This window comes from uncultured Rothia sp. (genome assembly GCF_963507905.1).
Classification (GTDB): domain Bacteria; phylum Actinomycetota; class Actinomycetes; order Actinomycetales; family Micrococcaceae; genus Rothia.
The window spans coordinates 1-17,438 of the sequence record NZ_CAUOUU010000001.1 but is presented as its reverse complement, the minus strand read 5'-3'; the positions used below and the strand labels follow the sequence as shown (position 1 = coordinate 17,438).

General features: G+C 59.8%; 14 protein-coding genes. 10 read left to right on the top strand and 4 right to left on the bottom strand.

Annotation, left to right across the window (positions count from 1 at the left end; genetic code table 11):
• The first annotated feature begins 113 nt into the window (after positions 1-113).
• From RQ593_RS00070 to RQ593_RS00040, 7 genes are all read left to right on the top strand, one after another.
• Positions 114-3,341, top strand: coding sequence for a DUF3427 domain-containing protein (locus RQ593_RS00070; RefSeq protein ID WP_311449456.1), 3,228 nt, complete (start codon positions 114-116; stop codon positions 3,339-3,341).
• A gap of 558 nt (positions 3,342-3,899) precedes the next feature.
• The gene (locus RQ593_RS00065; protein ID WP_311449455.1) at positions 3,900-4,610 is read left to right on the top strand and encodes a DUF6318 family protein; all 711 of its coding nucleotides are present in this window, start codon (positions 3,900-3,902) and stop codon (positions 4,608-4,610) included.
• A 355-nt stretch (positions 4,611-4,965) separates the two neighbouring features.
• Positions 4,966-5,775, top strand: a complete 810-nt coding sequence (locus tag RQ593_RS00060; RefSeq protein WP_311449454.1) for a hypothetical protein — start codon at positions 4,966-4,968, stop codon at positions 5,773-5,775.
• Between the two features lie 278 nt (positions 5,776-6,053).
• Complete coding sequence (locus RQ593_RS00055) at positions 6,054-6,479, top strand: metal-sensitive transcriptional regulator (protein WP_311449453.1); 426 nt, start codon at positions 6,054-6,056, stop codon at positions 6,477-6,479.
• A gap of 63 nt (positions 6,480-6,542) precedes the next feature.
• A complete protein-coding gene (locus tag RQ593_RS00050) occupies positions 6,543-6,758 on the top strand; it encodes a heavy-metal-associated domain-containing protein (protein WP_311449452.1) in 216 nt (71 codons plus the stop codon).
• A 29-nt stretch (positions 6,759-6,787) separates the two neighbouring features.
• On the top strand, positions 6,788-7,174 hold the full coding sequence (locus tag RQ593_RS00045) for a hypothetical protein (RefSeq protein ID WP_005507683.1): 387 nt from the start codon (positions 6,788-6,790) through the stop codon (positions 7,172-7,174).
• Between the two features lie 282 nt (positions 7,175-7,456).
• Entirely contained in the window at positions 7,457-9,862 is a 2,406-nt protein-coding gene (locus RQ593_RS00040; RefSeq protein ID WP_311449625.1) for a heavy metal translocating P-type ATPase, read from the top strand.
• Positions 9,863-10,112: 250 nt separating this feature from the next.
• Here the strand turns inward: RQ593_RS00040 and RQ593_RS00035 are convergent, their stop codons facing one another.
• The 3 genes from RQ593_RS00035 to RQ593_RS00025 all read right to left on the bottom strand — a co-directional run bounded on the left by RQ593_RS00035 (position 10,113) and on the right by RQ593_RS00025 (position 12,865).
• Positions 10,113-10,769, bottom strand: a complete 657-nt coding sequence (locus tag RQ593_RS00035) for an NAD(P)H-dependent oxidoreductase (protein ID WP_311449451.1) — start codon at positions 10,767-10,769, stop codon at positions 10,113-10,115.
• Between the two features lie 193 nt (positions 10,770-10,962).
• Entirely contained in the window at positions 10,963-12,387 is a 1,425-nt protein-coding gene (locus tag RQ593_RS00030) for an MATE family efflux transporter (RefSeq protein ID WP_311449450.1), read from the bottom strand.
• An 85-nt stretch (positions 12,388-12,472) separates the two neighbouring features.
• Entirely contained in the window at positions 12,473-12,865 is a 393-nt protein-coding gene (locus RQ593_RS00025) for an RNA-binding S4 domain-containing protein (protein WP_311449449.1), read from the bottom strand.
• Positions 12,866-13,157: 292 nt separating this feature from the next.
• Here RQ593_RS00025 and RQ593_RS00020 point away from each other — a divergent pair, with 292 nt between their 5' ends.
• Entirely contained in the window at positions 13,158-13,985 is an 828-nt protein-coding gene (locus RQ593_RS00020) for a UDP pyrophosphate synthase (RefSeq protein WP_311449448.1), read from the top strand.
• Positions 13,986-14,094: 109 nt separating this feature from the next.
• Here the strand turns inward: RQ593_RS00020 and RQ593_RS00015 are convergent, their stop codons facing one another.
• Positions 14,095-15,285 carry an ABC transporter permease gene (locus tag RQ593_RS00015; protein WP_311449447.1) on the bottom strand — a complete coding sequence of 397 codons (1,191 nt, stop codon included), beginning with the start codon at positions 15,283-15,285 and terminating at the stop codon, positions 14,095-14,097.
• A 156-nt stretch (positions 15,286-15,441) separates the two neighbouring features.
• Between RQ593_RS00015 and RQ593_RS00010 the strand changes: the two genes are divergently transcribed.
• A complete protein-coding gene (locus tag RQ593_RS00010; protein WP_102033606.1) occupies positions 15,442-16,065 on the top strand; it encodes a TetR/AcrR family transcriptional regulator in 624 nt (207 codons plus the stop codon).
• Between the two features lie 113 nt (positions 16,066-16,178).
• Complete coding sequence (locus tag RQ593_RS00005; RefSeq protein ID WP_311449446.1) at positions 16,179-17,339, top strand: sucrase ferredoxin; 1,161 nt, start codon at positions 16,179-16,181, stop codon at positions 17,337-17,339.
• The last annotated feature ends 99 nt before the right edge of the window (positions 17,340-17,438 follow it).

The window sequence follows — 17,438 nt, the reverse complement described above, 5'->3', positions numbered from 1 at the left end:
CGTATGGGGGGAGCCGCCAGGATTTTTGTAATTACAGGATTCCACCACCCCTCCCCCGTGAACCGGTGACCACCCAAGCAGCAGCAAACCGCCCGTGCTGCTAGGCTGCTGCTATGACCACGACTGACGAAACTCTCCCCCTGGGACTCTACGAACACCTCAAGAGCGCATCGCTCATGAGCCGCGCTATCCCCGAAGGCGCGCAATGGCAGGAAGAAATCCTCGAAAAGGACGACTACAACATCCCCGAACTGCTCACCCAGTTCTTCGCCACCCAGCTGGCTCCCGCCCTCGAAAGCCTCAAAACCCCCGCAGACCAGGTGGAACTCATCAACCGAATGATGGAGCTCCTGCCGCAGGATGCCGAAGAGCAGAACGATTCGTTGCTGACCGATGACGACAGCAACGTAATTCAGATGCGCGAGCTCGCCCTCACTGACGCAAAAACTACGCGCCCCGATATTCCCCTGAGCGACGTCGCTCTGATGACGAATACTTCTAAAGACCTGAATCTCAATACTGAAATTCAGAAAGAATTAGAAAGTGCAGACCGTGTAGATTTGCTCTGCTCATTTCTTAAAATGTCCGGCGTTAATAGTTTGAGTGAGCAGCTTAAAGCTATTAAAAATCGTGGTATTCCTTTCCGCATTATTACCACCACCTACATGGGCGCGACCGACCGCAAGGCTATTGACCGCCTCGTTGAAGAGTACGGTGCGGAGGTGAAAATCAGCTACCAGGGCGACAGCACCCGCCTGCACGCCAAGGCCTGGCTGTTCCACCGCAATACCGGCATGTCCACCGGCTATGTGGGTAGCTCGAACCTGTCCAGCGCCGCGCTCACTGACGGCCTGGAGTGGAATGTGCGTATCTCAAGCCCGATTACTCCCGGCCTGATCCGCCAGTTTGAAGGCCTGTTCGAGAGCTACTGGAAGAGCGGTGATTTTACCCTCTATACCGCTACTGACCAGGAGAAACAGGAGCTCGACACCGCCCTGGCCAAGGCCGATATTACCGGCCGCAAGAGCAAGGGCCTGGAGTACGATATCGACTCGTCCCTGCTGGATGTGCACCCGTTCCCGCATCAGGCGCGTATGCTCGAAGAAATGCAGAACGCTCGTTCTAAGGGACGTCACCGCAACCTCGCCGTGGCCGCAACTGGCACCGGCAAGACCGTATTCTCTGCCCTGGATTACAGGCGCCTCTGCGAGCAGTCCGGCAAAAAGCTGAAGCTGCTTTTCATTGCGCACCGAAAAGAAATTCTTGACCAGGCGCGCCGCACTTTCGGCGACGTCATGCTTAAAGGTAATTTCGGTGAGCTCCTGACCGGCGGCAAAAAGCCCGAATATAACGAGGCCGTTTTTGCGACCATTCAAACTTTGTCGGGTGCAACTCTTGAGAATTATGCACCGGACTATTTTGACGTCATCATCATGGACGAGTGTCACCACATTAAGGCCGCCAGCTGGGACAAGGTTTTCAACTATTTTGAGCCCCGCGAATTTATTGGCCTGACCGCAACCCCCGAACGAGAAGACGGGGTGAACATCGCCGACAAGTACTTCGGCGGCTACGTGGCGACCTCAATTCGTCTGTGGGACGCACTCGAAGACCACCTCCTCGTGCCCTTCCAGTACTTCGGCATTGCCGACGGCACCGACCTGCGCCGTATCGACGTTCGAAGCGGCAAATACGACGAAAACGCCTTGGAAAACCTGTACACCAAGGGCGAGGCTGAACGCCGCCTACGCATCATCGTGGAGGAGCTGCGCCAGAAGGTCGACAACCCCCTGCGCATGAAGGCGCTCGGGTTCTGCGTGAGCGTGAAGCACGCCGAATACATGGCGCAGAAGTTTAACGAGGTGGGTATTCCCGCCGACTTCTTGGTCGGTACAGATTCCGCCGAGCGCCGCGCCGAGGTCATGAACAACCTTGCAGACGACAGCCACGAGCTGACCACGATCTTCACCGTGGACCTGTTCAATGAGGGCGTCGATATTCCGAGCGTCGACACCCTCCTGATGCTGCGCCCCACTCAGTCGCTCACGCTCTTCCTGCAGCAGTTGGGCCGCGGTCTGCGCCGTGCACCGTTGAAGTCTGTTCTGACGGTCCTCGACTTCGTGGGACACCAGAACAAGAACTTCATGGTTCACAGTAAGTACCGCGCCTTTGTGCGGCAGGGCGCCCTGACCGAGCAGGACATTAAGAGCCCCGAACTGCCGGCCGGTTGCCACTTCCACCTGGATGAGCTGACCCAGAAGCAGGTCATCCAGAAGATTCGTGAGTCCCTGCGCATGAACCAGAACGCCCTTATCGACACGGCGAAGAGCTACCTGGAAGATATGCGGCGAAACTCCGCGGGCACCGATATTGACCCCACCGTCATTGACTTCATCAACCGCTACAGCATGGGTCTGCCCCAGATTTACGGCCGTAGCAGCAAGGTGCCCCTGCCCGGTATTACTAAGCCTGTTGCAACGACCTGGACCAGCCTCAAGGCCGCGAGTGGACTGTACCCCGACCTGGTGGTTCCCTTCCAGGACAACGTGGCCGTCGAGACGAATAAGCGCGTCAAGGCACTCACACACGTGCACGACACGTTCCGCATTAACGCATACCTGGAGCTACTGAACACGGACATCCTGGAACAGGACATGACCGATGAACAGCGCCGCCACGCATGGATGCTCCTGTTCTCCATCTGGCCGAAGGCCAAGTGGGACGGTTCCTCTGAGAAGTTCAGCCTCGACGAGGGTCTGGCGACTCTGCGTAAGAACCGCGGCATGCTGCAGGAGATGGAGAGCGTCTGGAACTTTAACGCCGGTACGGATACCACCTCCACCCTGCCGCTCTTTGAAGGCGAAGGTATCCCCCTGCGCACTCACGCCTACTACTCTCGCGAGGAGTTGTTTGCTGGTCTGGGTGGTCAGGAGGAGAACTTCAAGGTACCCGGCGGCGTGGTCAACGGTGTTGTGCCCTTCGACCCGACGAATACCACCGCGCTACTGGTGACGTTGGAAAAGTCTGAAAAGCACTTCTCCCCGGCCACCATGTATAAGGACTACGCCATCAGCACTGACGAGTTCGCGTGGGATTCGCAGAGCGCGACAACCCCCGAAAGTCCGACGGGTCAGCTCTTCCAACACCATGAGGAGCGAGGCCGACGCATCGTGCTCTTCGCCCGCCAGCACAGGGAGAATAGGCTCGGCCCCGAACCCTACATGTGCCTGGGCACCGTGAAGTACATTTCTCACGAGGGTTCCAAGCCGATGCATATTCGCTGGTCGTTGGACCGACCGATGCCGGCGTCCATGTTCCAGATCGCGAAGATTGCCTCGTAGGCTCTGAATAACCGCAGCAGGCGGCCCCGAATGTTTGAATATTCAGGGCCGCCTGCTTTTTAGACCGAGGTTTTCGATAGGTTAGTGTCTTCTCCGTGGGTCTTTAACCCGCAGTGAAGACACTAACCTATCGACGAAAAGGCTAAGGCATAACCCATAACCAGCTCTCACCTACCTGGCGCAGCCGGAGATTCGGTCATGGGTTACGGATTTGTGCCATAGGTTAGTGTCTTTGGTCGTAGTTAAAAGCCATGGTCGAAGACGCTAAACCATGGCACAAATTCTGCTGAGGCGGCGCCTCCGCGGGCGCAGAGATATTTGATGCATAAAACATTGAGAAGCCCGAATAATGACCAACCACCGCCACCATCCTCAAAAGAATGCAAACGACGGCAAACATGCGGTAGGGTGGTAACTGTAGTACTCAATAACGCACCGATGCGCTTAATGGGCGAGCTACGGGGCTGTTTTCCTTCCGGCAGTCAGCTTGACCTGTGAATAACGGCCCGACATGCACATATGCATCACACCATCACCGACGATAGGAGCGTATCTTCTATGGATTCGACCATTTTCAACCGCCGCACCCTGCTGGGCGGCGGCGCACTTGTGGGCCTGGGTGCCCTGCTTGCGGCATGTGGCCAGCAGGCAAATAACGAGGCGGCAGCTACCGCCTCCGCAGCGCCGAGCGAAACCGTCTCGGCGTCTGCGGCGGCATCTGAGTCGCCTTCGGCAAGCGCAACCCCGTCTACTGTTCGAGGCTACTCGGGCGGCTCGAAGGCGCCCAACGGGGAGTACCGCCCGGCGGATAAGTACGGTCCGGCACAGAATGTGCCGAAGCCTACTGAGCCTGAAGACGGGTACCGTGAGAAGTCTGTTGAAGGTATGCGTAAGACTTTGGATGCCTGGGTCAAATGGGGTAATTATGGCGTGCAGACTGGTGATTATTCGATGGCTCGTCAGTTTGTGTCGCCGACTTTTAAGAGCGAGTTGGAGGCTTATGAGGGTGTCGAGAGGCTTTACCAGCATGGTGGTTGGGTGATTGATGGTATTGAAAGCTTGACTGCTGATGGCGCGCCGTGGTCTGAGGACGGGGAGACTTATTTTTGGAAGGCTTACCATGTCTGGGAAAAGGAGATTTATGTCGCGGCTGATGGTAGTTGGCGCTCTTGGACCAATGAAGATAAAACTAACGACACTTATAAAATTGAGCTAAAGCACAACGGTCAAAAATGGGAGCTTATTGGGTATGTAAAGGTTGAAGATTAAAATGAAGCAGTGGCATAAAATTCTCTTCCTCCCTTTTGTAAGCATACAAATATTTCAACTTAGTATTCTCCCCTCATTTGCAGATGTAAAAACGAGTGAATGTTCATCAAATAATACTGCTAGCATATGCCAAGAGAAAATTCCTCCTAAAGAAATGGTTGGAAATGAAAATACGGAAAGAACAGGAAGCGCTTCAGATATTGATTCCGTTACAAACCAGCCAGTAACGCCTGCCCCCGAAACAGATACGACAAAACGGCGCGAGGGATTTTATGTTACATCTTATAAAGACAACCCCAACAATTTCTTCTGCACCACGCTAGACGGACGAGTAGGGCATGTTGGATATACAAACATGACCGTAGACGAAAACGGAATTCCTATCGACCGTGGTGGAAGCAGACATAGTCCTTCTTCTGCTAGCTGCATTCCCAACGATACCCGCACCCTGACCAGTGCCGACAGCCCGGGTCCCGCCGGCCCGACCTACGAAGAAGTTATGGAGGAAATCCGCCACGCTGCAGAGTCGCTAGAGCCGGGCAAGCCGACCCTGCACCAGTCCTACAACAACCCCGCAGGAACCGGCCGAGCAGAAGGGGACCCCAACGTCTACAAGGGCGACCAGATCAACTTCTACGTCGATGATGGAGGCCCCTACCGTCTGGAAGCAGACATGCTCGCCGGACACGTCGAAATTGAGCTCATGCCCTCCTCCTATGTCATCGAGTACGGCAACGGAGATACAGATACCAACTACACAGCGGGCAAACCGGTCACCACCTACCCTCGTGAGCGTCCGCGTCAGACGGATACCAGCTACGCCTACAAGCGTTCGGGTAACTTCCACGCGTATGCGACCGTGCATTACACGGCTCGTTTCCGTGTGGATGGTGGTCCGTGGCAGATGATGATGGTGACCCCGCAGGCGACCAGTGACCCGTTGCTGGTGCGTGTGTGGTGGGTTGATGTGGGACGCGTAGCCGGTGACTGCAGCTATGACGACACTCGTTGGGGCTGCAAGAACGACCCGACGATGGGCAAGAAAGATAACCCGAACCCGCGTCTGCGCAAGGCCGATATTCGTACCGGTCAGCGCTGGCACCTGAACGATAACGGTGACGGGGACACGGAGTATTCGTTGCACCGTGACTGGCCCGACATGTAAATCAGCCCCGTGGGTCTTATGCTGAGAAGCCACATGTGTTTCGAAAAGCCACTTCTTTGGTGGCTTCTCGAAACACATGTGGCTTTTCGCCGTTCATAAGGGAGGACCGGGGGAACTTTCGATAGGTTAGTGTCTTCGCCGCGGGTCTTTAACCCGCATTAAAGTCACTAACCTATCGAAGAATCCCCCTATCGACGAGCCCCCCCCCCGCACCCTCACCGCGTAACAGTCCGTAACGCCCCCTTGCAATATACCCCCCTAGGGTATATACTGGAGTCATGGAAACCACCAACAACCAGTGCTGCCACAGCACATCCGACCAGGTCAGCACCGCATCCGGCGCCCCCACTGAGGAACCCACCAAGGCACACACCGGCGCATGCTGCGGCGGCGAGGCGCCCGAAACCCAGCACGGTTACGCCTCCAACAAAGAGGCGCACCTCAAGCGCCTGCGCCGCATCGAAGGGCAGGTCCGCGGCATCGCCCGCATGGTCGACGAAGATAAATACTGCATCGACATCCTCACCCAGGTTGCCGCGGTCTCCAAGGCACTCCACGCCGTCTCCCTGAACCTGCTCGAAGAGCACATCGGCCACTGCGTGACCGGCGCCGCCGTCGAATCCGAACGCACCGGCGACCCGACCATCGCAGAGGCCAAGGTCAAAGAGGCAACCGCCGCGATCTCCCGCCTCATGCGCAGCTAAACGCCCCGCACCTAAACACCGGGCGGACCCAAGTTTTCAACCCATTATCGAAAGGAACTCATCATGAGCACCACCACCGTTAAGGCAACCGGCCTGACCTGCAACCACTGCGCTATGAGCGTCAGCGAAGAGATCAGCGAAGTTCCCGGCGTGACCGGCGTGAACGTGGACGTCGTCAAGGACGGCATCTCCACCGTGACCATTGAGCACGAGGGCACCCTCAACACCCAGGCTGTTGCAGACGCTATCGTAGAGGCTGGCTTCACCCCCGCCGTCTAGCGCGGCAGCCGGCTCGATTAGGAGTCATCATGGCTTACCCTCCGCAGTACATTGCGATGGTTGTTGGCGCGGTCCGCACCCTTGTCGGCGCCGAAAACATGCACCTGCGCGACGCGATCACCCGCGTGGCCAGGCAGATGAATCTGGATGCGGCGCTGGTCGATTCGTGGGTGAAGCAGAGCCCCGAATACACGGCGCGTGAGGATGCGCCCGGTGCGGCGCGACGTAGCGGCACGAGCGCGAATAAGCGTTCCGCCGAGCACGAGCAGGGCGTGAAGGCGCGTGAGAAGGCGAACGCTTCGCCGTTCCCGCGGGCTGCCGTGAAGCGTGCCTACGGTGTGTCTGATCGTGGCGCGAAGGTGACCGGTATTCGTCCGCATACGAGCAGGCCGGATGGTCTGCCCGGCGACCACTGAGCCGCCACAGCCTTACTCCCACCGCAGCTTTCGCCCTCGCGCGCGTTCGATGCCGCGTCCCGATACTGCACCATACACCGTCCGGGGCGGGGTCCTTCGGGGCCCCTCCCCCGGCTTGGTGTACCTTTTTTCTACCCTCCCGTTTTTGAGTTTTGAGGAAGTATTGTGTCTTCTACACAGCCTTCAACAAGCACCCGTGAGCCCTCATCACAGAGTGAGCGTTCTCTTTTTAATTCTACCGGAACGACCGTAAAATCAACGGAGTCAACCCGAATCATCCACGTGGATATTCAGGGTATGACCTGTGCATCCTGCGTGGGTCGTGTGGAGCGTAAGCTCCGCAAAATCCCCGGCGTTGACCCGGCGGTGAACCTGCCGCTGGAGTCGGCGCGCGTTATTGTGCCCGAGGGTGTGAGCGACGAGCAGATTGTTGAGACCATCAACAATGCCGGCTACACGGCGCACCTCAAGAACGGGCCGCGCGCGGGCGCTGGAACGAACGCGAGCGCATCCGGCGGCGGCAACCAGCACAGCACCCCGAGCATGAATGGCGGCTTCACTGACCGCATTATTTATGCGGCGATTTTGGGTGTGCCGATTTTCTTGATTTCGATGTTCCCGTCGTTCCAGTTCCCGAATTGGGGTTGGGTTGTGGCGGTTCTGACGGCACCGGTTGCGTTTTGGTGTGCTGCGCCGTTCCACCGGGCGGCGCTTATTAATGCGCGTCATGGCTCGTCCACGATGGATACGCTGGTGTCTCTTGGCGTGGTGTTGGCGTATTTCTATTCGCTGGCGCAGCTGCTCATGAACCCGGCGTTGACGGCGCATGTGCATCATGCGGGCGGTAGTTTCTGGTCGATGTTTACCGGCAACCATGCGCCGCTGTATTTTGATTCGGCGTCCATGGTGACGCTGTTCTTGCTGATTGGCCGCGCGATTGAGCACCGCACTCGCAACCGTTCTTCGGAGGCGCTGCGCACCCTGCTGAGTATGGGTGCGAAGGAGGCGACTCTGCTGCGCACCGATAAGCAGGGCGTGACGAAGCAGGTTCAGGTTCCGGTGGAGGACCTCATGCCGGATGACCTGTTCTTGGTGCGCCCGGGTGAGAAGATTGCCACGGACGGCGTGGTGGTTGAGGGTTCGTCGGCGGTGGATGCGTCCCTGTTGACGGGTGAGTCTGTGCCGGTTGAGGTGCATCCGGGTGATGCGGTCACGGGTGCGACGGTGAATACGTCTGGTTCGTTGACGGTGCGCGCCACCCGTGTGGGCGCTGAGACGACTCTGGCGAAGATGGGCGAGCTGGTGGCGAGCGCGCAGGAGACGAAGGCTCCGATTGCTCGCTTGGCGGATCGTGTTTCTGCAGTGTTTGTGCCGGTGGTTTTGGTGATTTCGGTGCTGACCCTGGTCGGTTGGTGGCTGGTTTCTGGTGACGGTGCGGCGGCGTTTAATGCGGCGGTGACGGTACTGGTGGTGGCGTGCCCGTGCGCTTTGGGTTTGGCTACTCCGACGGCGTTGCTGGCGGGTACGGGTCGCGGCTGGCAGTTGGGCATTTTGATTCGTAATGCGCAGGTGTTGGAGGCGACGAGCACGGTTGATCGCGTGGTGCTGGATAAGACCGGTACGGTGACGACTGGTGAGATGTCTGTGGCATTCTACGGCACCTTTGGTGACTATGAGTCGGCGGGTGACTTGTCCGGTATTTCGCCGGATTCTGCCGGTTCCAAGAACGATCGTTCCCTGTCTGTTTTGCGTGATGCCGCCGCCGTGGAGGCGCTGAGTGAGCACCCGATTGCCCGCGCGATTGCCGGTTTTGCCCGTGAGCAGGGCGTGCTGGCAGAGGGCGCTTCGGCGCCGAGCGTGAGCGGCTTTGAGGGTGTTCCCGGAGGCGTGCGCGGCGTGCTGAGCGGCGCGGGTGAAGGCGCTGAGAGTGGCGCCTCCCAGCTGGTTGTGGTGGGTACTCCCGAGTACCTGCAGGCGGCGGGTGCGCTGCTGAGTGAGGCTCAGTTGGCTCTGCTGGATCAGGCTCGCCGGGCGGGTCTGACGACGGTGGTTGTCGCCCGCGGCGAGGCCCCGAATGATGAGGCCCCGAACGGTGAGGCCCTGAGCAGTGCCTCCGCTCTGCAGCCGGTCGGCATGATTTCGGTTGCCGACACCCCCAAGCCGGAGGCCGCCGAGACCATGGCGCAGCTGCGCGAGCTCGGTCTGGAGCCCATCCTGCTCACCGGTGATGCCCCGCAGGTTGCGCAGGCGGTCGCCTCGCAGGTCGGTATTTCGGCCGAGAACGTGTACGCCGGCGTGACCCCCGAGGGTAAGTCGCAGGTGGTGCGCCAGTTGCAGGAGGCCGGTCACCGCGTGGCGATGGTTGGCGACGGCGTGAACGACGCCCCGGCGCTGGCTCTTGCTGAGCTGGGCATTGCGATGGGTTCGGGCACGGACGTTGCCGCGGAGGCAGCCGATATTGTGCTGACCCGTTCGGATGTTGCTTCGGTGGTCACGGCGCTGCGTCTCTCCCGCGCTACGCTGCGCACCATTAAGTCGAACCTGTTCTGGGCGTTCGCCTACAATTCGGCGGCTATTCCGGTTGCCGTGGCGGGCCTGCTGAACCCGATGATTGCGGCTGCGGCAATGGCGTTTAGTTCGGTGTTTGTGGTGCTGAATTCTATGCGTCTGACGGCGTTTAGGAAGTAGCGTTCCGCCGCTATACGGGCTGGCACGGTTATACAGGCTGAATCGCCCCACGCGATTTCAAACGAAAAATTCAAAAGCGCATCTTACCGTGCTTTTCGCGCGGTAAAAATATAAAGAAATGCACCGCCCGTGTAAAGGCGGTGCATTTCTTTATATTTAGTTTTCATGGGCGGCGGCTTGAACATCTAGCTCAAACGCTTAGCTCAAGCGCCCGCCCGAAAACCCGAGCCTCAACAGCCCGGCAAAAACCTTACGCCCAGGTGACCAGGTCCTCGATGGAGCGGCGGCTCTTCGGCGCAATCTCGTGGGCGCGGTAACCGAAGGTCACAGCCACGGACACACCGAACTCCTCCGGGTCGAACAAGCCAGCAGAAGCCAGCAGCTCGTTCACTGCATCGTAGTCCATACCCTCGATGGGGCAGGAGTCGATGCCGAGCATTGCGGCGCCGGTCATCATGTTGCCCAGGGCGATGTAGGTCTGCTTGGATGCCCAGTCGAAGAGCGCGCGGTCGTCTTCCAGAACCTTAATGCAGTTCTTCTGGAAGTCACTGTAGCGCTCGAGTGCGGCCTCCATCTGCTCCTCGGTGAGGTTGCGGCCTTCGAGGGTGCGGCGCATCCACGGGGTGTCGTAGCGCAGGCCCTTCTTCGCGAGCAGCACGACCAGGTGGCTTGCGTCATCAAGCTGACCGACCATGCCCCAGGCGATCGGCTTGAGCTTTTCGCGCAGTTCGGGGTCCTGGATGACCAGGAACTTCCACGGCTCGGTGCCGACGGAGCTGGGCGACAGGCGCGCAAATTCGAGGATTGCGGCGAAGTCTTCGTCGCTGACGCGGCGGTCGGGGTCGTAGGCGCGGGTTGCGCGGCGGCGGGCGAAAATTTCGAGGGCTTCTTCGCGGGTTACGGTCACGGTTTCATCCTTTGCATGAGGGTTTCAATACCCTGTCATGCTACACCTGCGGAGGGTGCGGGCGGTCTAAATGTGGCGAGTTACGCCCGCAGGAAATACGCCCGCGAGCGCCGGGGTCGTATTGCCGGTGTCATGTTAGCGGGCGTAAGAATCCGATGGGCTGGCACCCCGAGCGTCCCCTATGATGCCCCTACTAGGCACCGGCTTTCATCCACACATCCGAGCGGGCGCGGCGACCGAAAATGACCGCGCGGATTCCTTGGAAGTACAGAATATACGCCGCCCACAAGCCGCAATACCCGGCGAGCGCATCCATGGTGCCGGCGCCGACAGCCCAGTGCAGGCCGAGCATGACGGGCACGTACATCACGAGCATTATGAAGCAGCCGATTGCCAGGTATTTCACGTCCTGCGCGCCCATGAGGATGCCGTCCAGGGTGAACACGTACGCGGCGATGGGCTGACCGAGCGCAATGATGACGGTGGCGATGGTGAAGAGGAACGCAACTTGCGCATCCTGCGTGAAAATCCAGGAGCCGAAGAAGCCGATAAGCGGGCAGATCAGGCCGGTGATGACGCCGTAGATGAGGCTCATGCGGAGCAGCCGGTTTTTCAACTGGCGCACCTTCGCACGTTCGGATTCTACGTTGAGGTCGCGTTCGCCGAGTTCCTTGCCGAGTAGCGCTTGGGCGGCGATGGCGAGGGAGTCCAGGGCGTAGAGGAAGAGGTTAAATACGCCCATGCCGAGCTGGTAGGCGGCGGTGTGTTCGGTGCCGAATCGTGCCACGACGAACACGGTCAGCAGGGAGGCGATACGCATGGACAGGGTGCGCAGCATAAGCCAGGAGCCAAGCGAGAGCACCGAGCGCATGCCGGCTACGTCGGGTGCCCAGGGGACGGCGTGTTCGCGGGTGCCGCGCATCATGACCGCCCCGAGCGCGGCAGCCATACCCCACTGGGTGAGGGAGGTGCCGGTCGCCGAACCGGCAACACCCCAGCCGACCGGGTAGATGAGCAACCAGTTCAGCACAATGTTCACGAGTGTGCCGACCGTGGCGACTTTGAGCGGGGTGACGGTGTCTTGCAGTCCGCGGAGCATGCCGACCTGCGCGAGGATAATCATCATCGGCGGAATGCCCCACAGCGAGTGGTGCAGGTAGTCGAGGGCGTAGCTCATGGTTTCGTCGGTCGCGCCGAGGCCGCGCAGCAGCGGGTCTGCGAAGGCGTATCCGGCAATCATGAGGAGCATGCCGAGGCCGAAGGCGACCCACACGCCGTCCACGCCGATCTGCCAGGCGCGGCGCAGGTTCTTCTCGCCGAAGGCGCGCGCCACGGCGGGCGTGACGGAGTAGGCGAGAAAGTTCATGAGGCCCACGACCGTGGTGACGAGCGTGGCGGCGATGCTCATGCCCGCAAGTTCTGCCTTGCCGAGCTGGCCGATGAGGGCGGAGTCGGTGAGCACGAAGATGGGTTCGGCGATGAGCGCGCCGAAGGCGGGTACGGCGAGGGCGAGGATGCGCCGGTTCAGCGAAGGCTCGGAGGTGTTCGCGGCGGCATTCGCGCTGGGGTTCACGGCGTTCTGACCGGACGCGTTGTTCGGGTGCTTCTGTGTGCTCATCCTTCTAGGCTACTCCCCGCCGCCGCGGCGGGTGCCTGCGCGCGGGGCGGGGTGCACTCTGCGAGATAGGCGTGCGAGATGCGCTTTAGGTGCCTCGGCCGCGCAGTTCGTCGAGGGCGCGGCGTTCCTTCTTGGTGGGGCGGCCGCTGCCTCGTTCGCGTTTGGCGACCGGGGGCATGGAGAGGTAGGCGGGGCGAGGGCCGGAGAGGTCTTCGTAGCAGGTGACGGCAATGGGGGCGCCTACGCGTTTGACGAGGAGTTTTTCGACTTTGAAGACGCGTTCCCAGCCGGGGTAGCGCACGCGCACCACGTCGCCTTTTTTGAGTTTTTGGGAGGGTTTGGCGGGGGCGTCGTTAACGCGCACGTGGCCGCCTTTGCATTCGTCGGCGGCGAGGGAGCGGGTTTTAAAGATGCGCACCGACCAGAGCCAGAGGTCGAGTCTGGCGCTGGTTAGTGTGGTGGTGTCTTCTGCGGTCATGTGTTCATTGTGGCGCGAGGCGGGCGGGGCACCAAATCAGGTGCACCGACCTATCCTGCGCAATCTCACCGTAATCTCACCAGGCAAATCCGCAACCGGCACCAAACCCGCCATGCGGCAGAAAATTTTCTATTGCACGCACCAGCCTATTGAGCACAAACCCGCATCCACTAGGGGTATTGTTAAGTCACCTTCTCAAGAAGTGTTCTCAAGGCCACCTAGTTCGCGTGGTCTACGGGGGGGGTTGTGGCCGCGACGCCACGGGCTCCCCGTAACAGATTGGATATACACCATGTCAGCTTTGAAAAAGCTTCTGGCGGCTGCCCTCATCAGCGCTGTGCTGTCTTCTTGCTCCTTCGGCCCTTCTCTAGAGAAGGACGAAAGTGCCCGCGCGATTTTCGACGCAGAAAATGACCAGGTAATCCTACCCCTGGACGCATACGACACCACCGGCAAAGACGAATACTTTACCAAAGCCCTTGAGCTCGCCCGCAAAAAGTGCTTTGCCGAACACGGGCAACACTACAAGATGTTTGTCCGCACCGAGGGATCCGGCAGGAACCTGGGCAGGACCTACGGAATCTGGAACGTTGAGTACGCCCAAAAATACGGCCTCCACAAGAGCGAAGACTCGAATACGCTGGACCTGTCTTCCCCTGCACCCTCATCCGACCCCGGGAAGGATGTCAGCACCGAATGCTATCAGCGCGCCAGCGATGAGATGAAGCAAATTGGAGAGATACCCTTCGGCTCCGCCACGTATAGGCGTGTGGAGACTGACGTTCGAAACGCCGCTGGGGATAGACAGCTCAAAAAATCCCTCGACGACGAATGGAAGCGATGCGTCAAGGACAAGGGCCTCACCCCCGATAGTGAGGTGACCGTCAAGGAAGAAAAGAACATTCCTCAGAGCACCACCCCCTCAGAAGAGGAAATTCGAATCGCCGTCATCCAGGCACAGTGCAATCAGGATGTAGGCCGTTCACAGAAGCTCTACGACCTGGAAGCGCAGTACCAGAAGCCGCTCGTCGCCAAGAACCAGGCAGCCCTGGAGAATGAGCTTAAAGAATTCAAGCGCCGGGACGAGCAGTTCAAGCAGTACGTGCTCGACAACCAGTAACAGCGAATAACAGCCGGTAATAGTCGGTGTGCCGAAAGGGTGTGTGCCGTGTTCAGTGAACGCGGCGCACACCCTTCTTACGTTGTACCGGCGACCCAACCCGCGGCGCTTATGCCTCCACCGTTGCGGTGCGGCGCTCCTTGAGACCCCAGCCAATCACGCCGGTCAGCAGACCGAACGCAATCCAGGAACCGAGCACCAGCCACTGGCCACTCGTTGCGGCCTCCGGGAAGTACGCAATCGAACGCAGCAGCGTCGAGGAGGCACCCGGAACCATCATCTGGCCAATCTGACCCCACGCACCGGGCAGGAACGCGCTCGGCATGGACGCACCCGAAATGGGGTTACCGATGAACATGGTCACCACGGCGCCCAGACCCAGGCCAGCGGCGGGAACCAGCAGGGCACCCATACCGATCATGAAGGATGCGGTAGCCAGGTAGGTTGCGCCGAATGCGGCCCACAGGGTTGCGAAGTCACCGGGGATGAAACCGAACCAGGTGCTCAGAATCAGGGCGGTCAGCGCACCGGCGATGACGGCGTACAGGGTTGCGGTGGCGAAGCGGCGCCAGGTGCCGTTCACGCGCAGGGCTGAGAACGAACCGCCCAAAATACCGCCAATGACCAGCGGGAACGCGGAGATAGCGATACCGGAACCGGAGGAGTCACCCTCGCTCAGGGGCACCACGGCGGTGGTCTTCACAGCCATGGCGGATGCCTGCTCGGCCTGCGCCTTCATCTGCTCCAGCTGGGCGGCGGCTTGCGCACCCTGCTCACCGCCGGCCTGCACCGCCTGGGTGAGTGCCTCGGTCTTGGCGGCGAGTACCTTCTGCTGAATCTGCGCGTTCAGCTGGGTAGCAACGCCGTTGAGCATCTGGGTTGCTGCGGCGTTCGCGGCGGGGGCGGTCAGCACCTCGGGTGCGGCACCTTCGGTGAAAACGATTGCGCCGTAGGTTTCGCGCTGCTTGATCTGCTGCTCGGCCTCTTCGCGGGATGATGCCTGCTTCAGTTCGAAGGTCTCGATGCCCTTGTCTTTGAGGGACTGTTCGAACTGGCTGACGGTTACCTCGGGGCCCGCGATGGAGACGGGCAGGTTTTTGGTTTCCATGGTTTTGGTGGGCCAGGTGAAGGCGAGGATAACGAGCGAAACGATCAGGGATGCCAGCAGCGAGGTGCTGATGACTTTGATCCAGGAGGAACGCTCGGGGGTTTCTGCCAGGGTCTTGGTGGTTTCGGTGGTAATGGGGTTGGCGGCGCTCACCGATTCTGCGGTGACTGCGGTGGTGGGTTCGTTGCTCATGACAACCTCCAAACAAAATGCTTGTTTCGTTTACGAGTCAGAACTCTACTCCCGTTTTTGACCGAGCGCAAACACAATAGCCATTTTGTTTACAAAGTCACAAAAAGAATTTCCATTGTGTTTGTAAGTTTTACGCCAACTCCCTAGACTGGAACCATGCCCCGACTAACAGACGCCACCAAAGCCGCACGCCGGGCCCAAATCATCGAAGCTGCCGTTAGCTGCTTCCTCGAAAAGGGCTACACCAACACCTCCATGAGCGACATCATCAAAGCCTCCGGGCTGTCCTCCGGGTCCATCTACTCGCACTTCACTGGCAAAGAAGACATCCTCGTCACCGCCATCAACGAGCGCCTCGAAAACGTCAAAAATCTCTACGCCGCACTCCCCGAAGGCGCAGGCCCCCAGGACATTCTCGAGACCATCTACACCAACCAGATGGTTAACGAGAACTTCTCCGCCATGCTGCGTATCCGCCTTGAATCGCTTCACGCACCCGAAATCGCCAGGGCAACCGCAGACATCATTCCCCTGCTACAGAGCATCATCATAAAGACCCTCACCCCCTGGGCCGCTGAACAGCTGAGCGTTCTGCACGAGATTAACCCCGATCCGGCACAGCGCACCCCCGAGCAGGAGTCGCTCATCACCGATTACGCCCGCGACACCGCAGACGCCTTCATGATGGTTTTTCAGGGGTACATGCTCCGTTCCTTCCTCGGTAGCTCCGACGAGAAGGACCACCTCTACCGCGTCGCTTTGGCACTCCTTCCCGAGTAGCTAACCGCCTGATAATCCCTAAAAATCACCCTTGAACGGTTGTCTTTCAGCATTTAGACCGCGCAGAGGCAACATAGGTCATCCACATCCTGCAGGCGTAGAATCGAGGAATTATGACTGAATCCTGCACCCCCGCAACCCCCGAGCCACGCACCAGTGACCCCGCCGAGCTGAACAACCTGCGTGCCGCACACGCCGACGAGCTGTCTTCGCGTACCCGCGCCACGAGCATCCCGGCGGACTCCTGCTCCCTCTACGACGACGAAGCACTCGGCGGCACCGCCGGACGCGCCACCGCCTGGCTGGCGCTCGAACACGTGGGCCAATGGGGGCGCGACGTGCTGGACGGATCCGCCCTCGGCGAGGAGCTTTCGGAGGCGTTGGGCGAGGCAGTCTCGCAGGCGGGTTTGAAGTTCCTGCTGATCCGCCAGGCGGGCAGGGCAGGGCGTGTACTGCACGGCGCGCCGGATGCATCCGGCAACCCGACCCACCGGGTGCTCTACGCGCTCTGCACCCCGGGTGAGGAGAAGCTCTACTCGTTCAGCGTGAGCACCCCCGAACAGTTGCTCGACCTGCCCCTGGGCAACCCCCAGGAGTTGATTCAGGCGACCGGTGCGGAGCTCATGGGATCCCCCGCCATTCTCGTGTGCACCCACTCCAAGCGTGACCGCTGCTGCGCCCTGCGTGGTCGCCCCATTGCGGCGCACCTGGCGGATATCCTGCCGGGTAATGCGGTCTGGGAGTGCTCGCATACTGGCGGTCACCGTTTTGCCCCGGTCGGCATTATGCTGCCCACCGGCTACACCTACGGTCGCCTCTCGGAGCCTTCGGCGCTGGCGGCGTACCTGTCGCTGACGGGTCGTTCCATTCCGTCGCTGCACGGTCTGCGAGGCCGCAGCACGGATACCCCGGTGGAGCAGGCGGCGGAGGTTGCCGTACGCCTCGAGCTGGAGAAAAAGGGTGAAGAAGTAACCTCTGGCGGTTTGGTTTCACGTGAAACATCGGGGCGGGAGGCGTTCATTGCACTCCGCGAGGCGGGCATCGATGTGAACGTCGAGACAAGCACTGAGTTCTCCCCTGAATTTTTTGCGATGTTCTCCTCTAAAGATTTCTCCGAGCATCCCACTATGGAGGCGGCACTCACCTCCCACACCGACGGACGCACCTGGGTCACCTTCTTTGAGCGGGTCACCCTTGAGCCGCGCCCCAACTCCTGCGGCAAGGGTCCCTCGGATGCGTTCAGCCGCGAGCTGCGCGGGCTGTATCAGCTCTAGCACCCGCGCATAATTAGACAGCGCAAAGCCCCGGCGGGCACCTTTGAACTGCCTCCCGTTTCTTGGACACCAAAACTAAAGTCCAAGAAACGGGAGGCT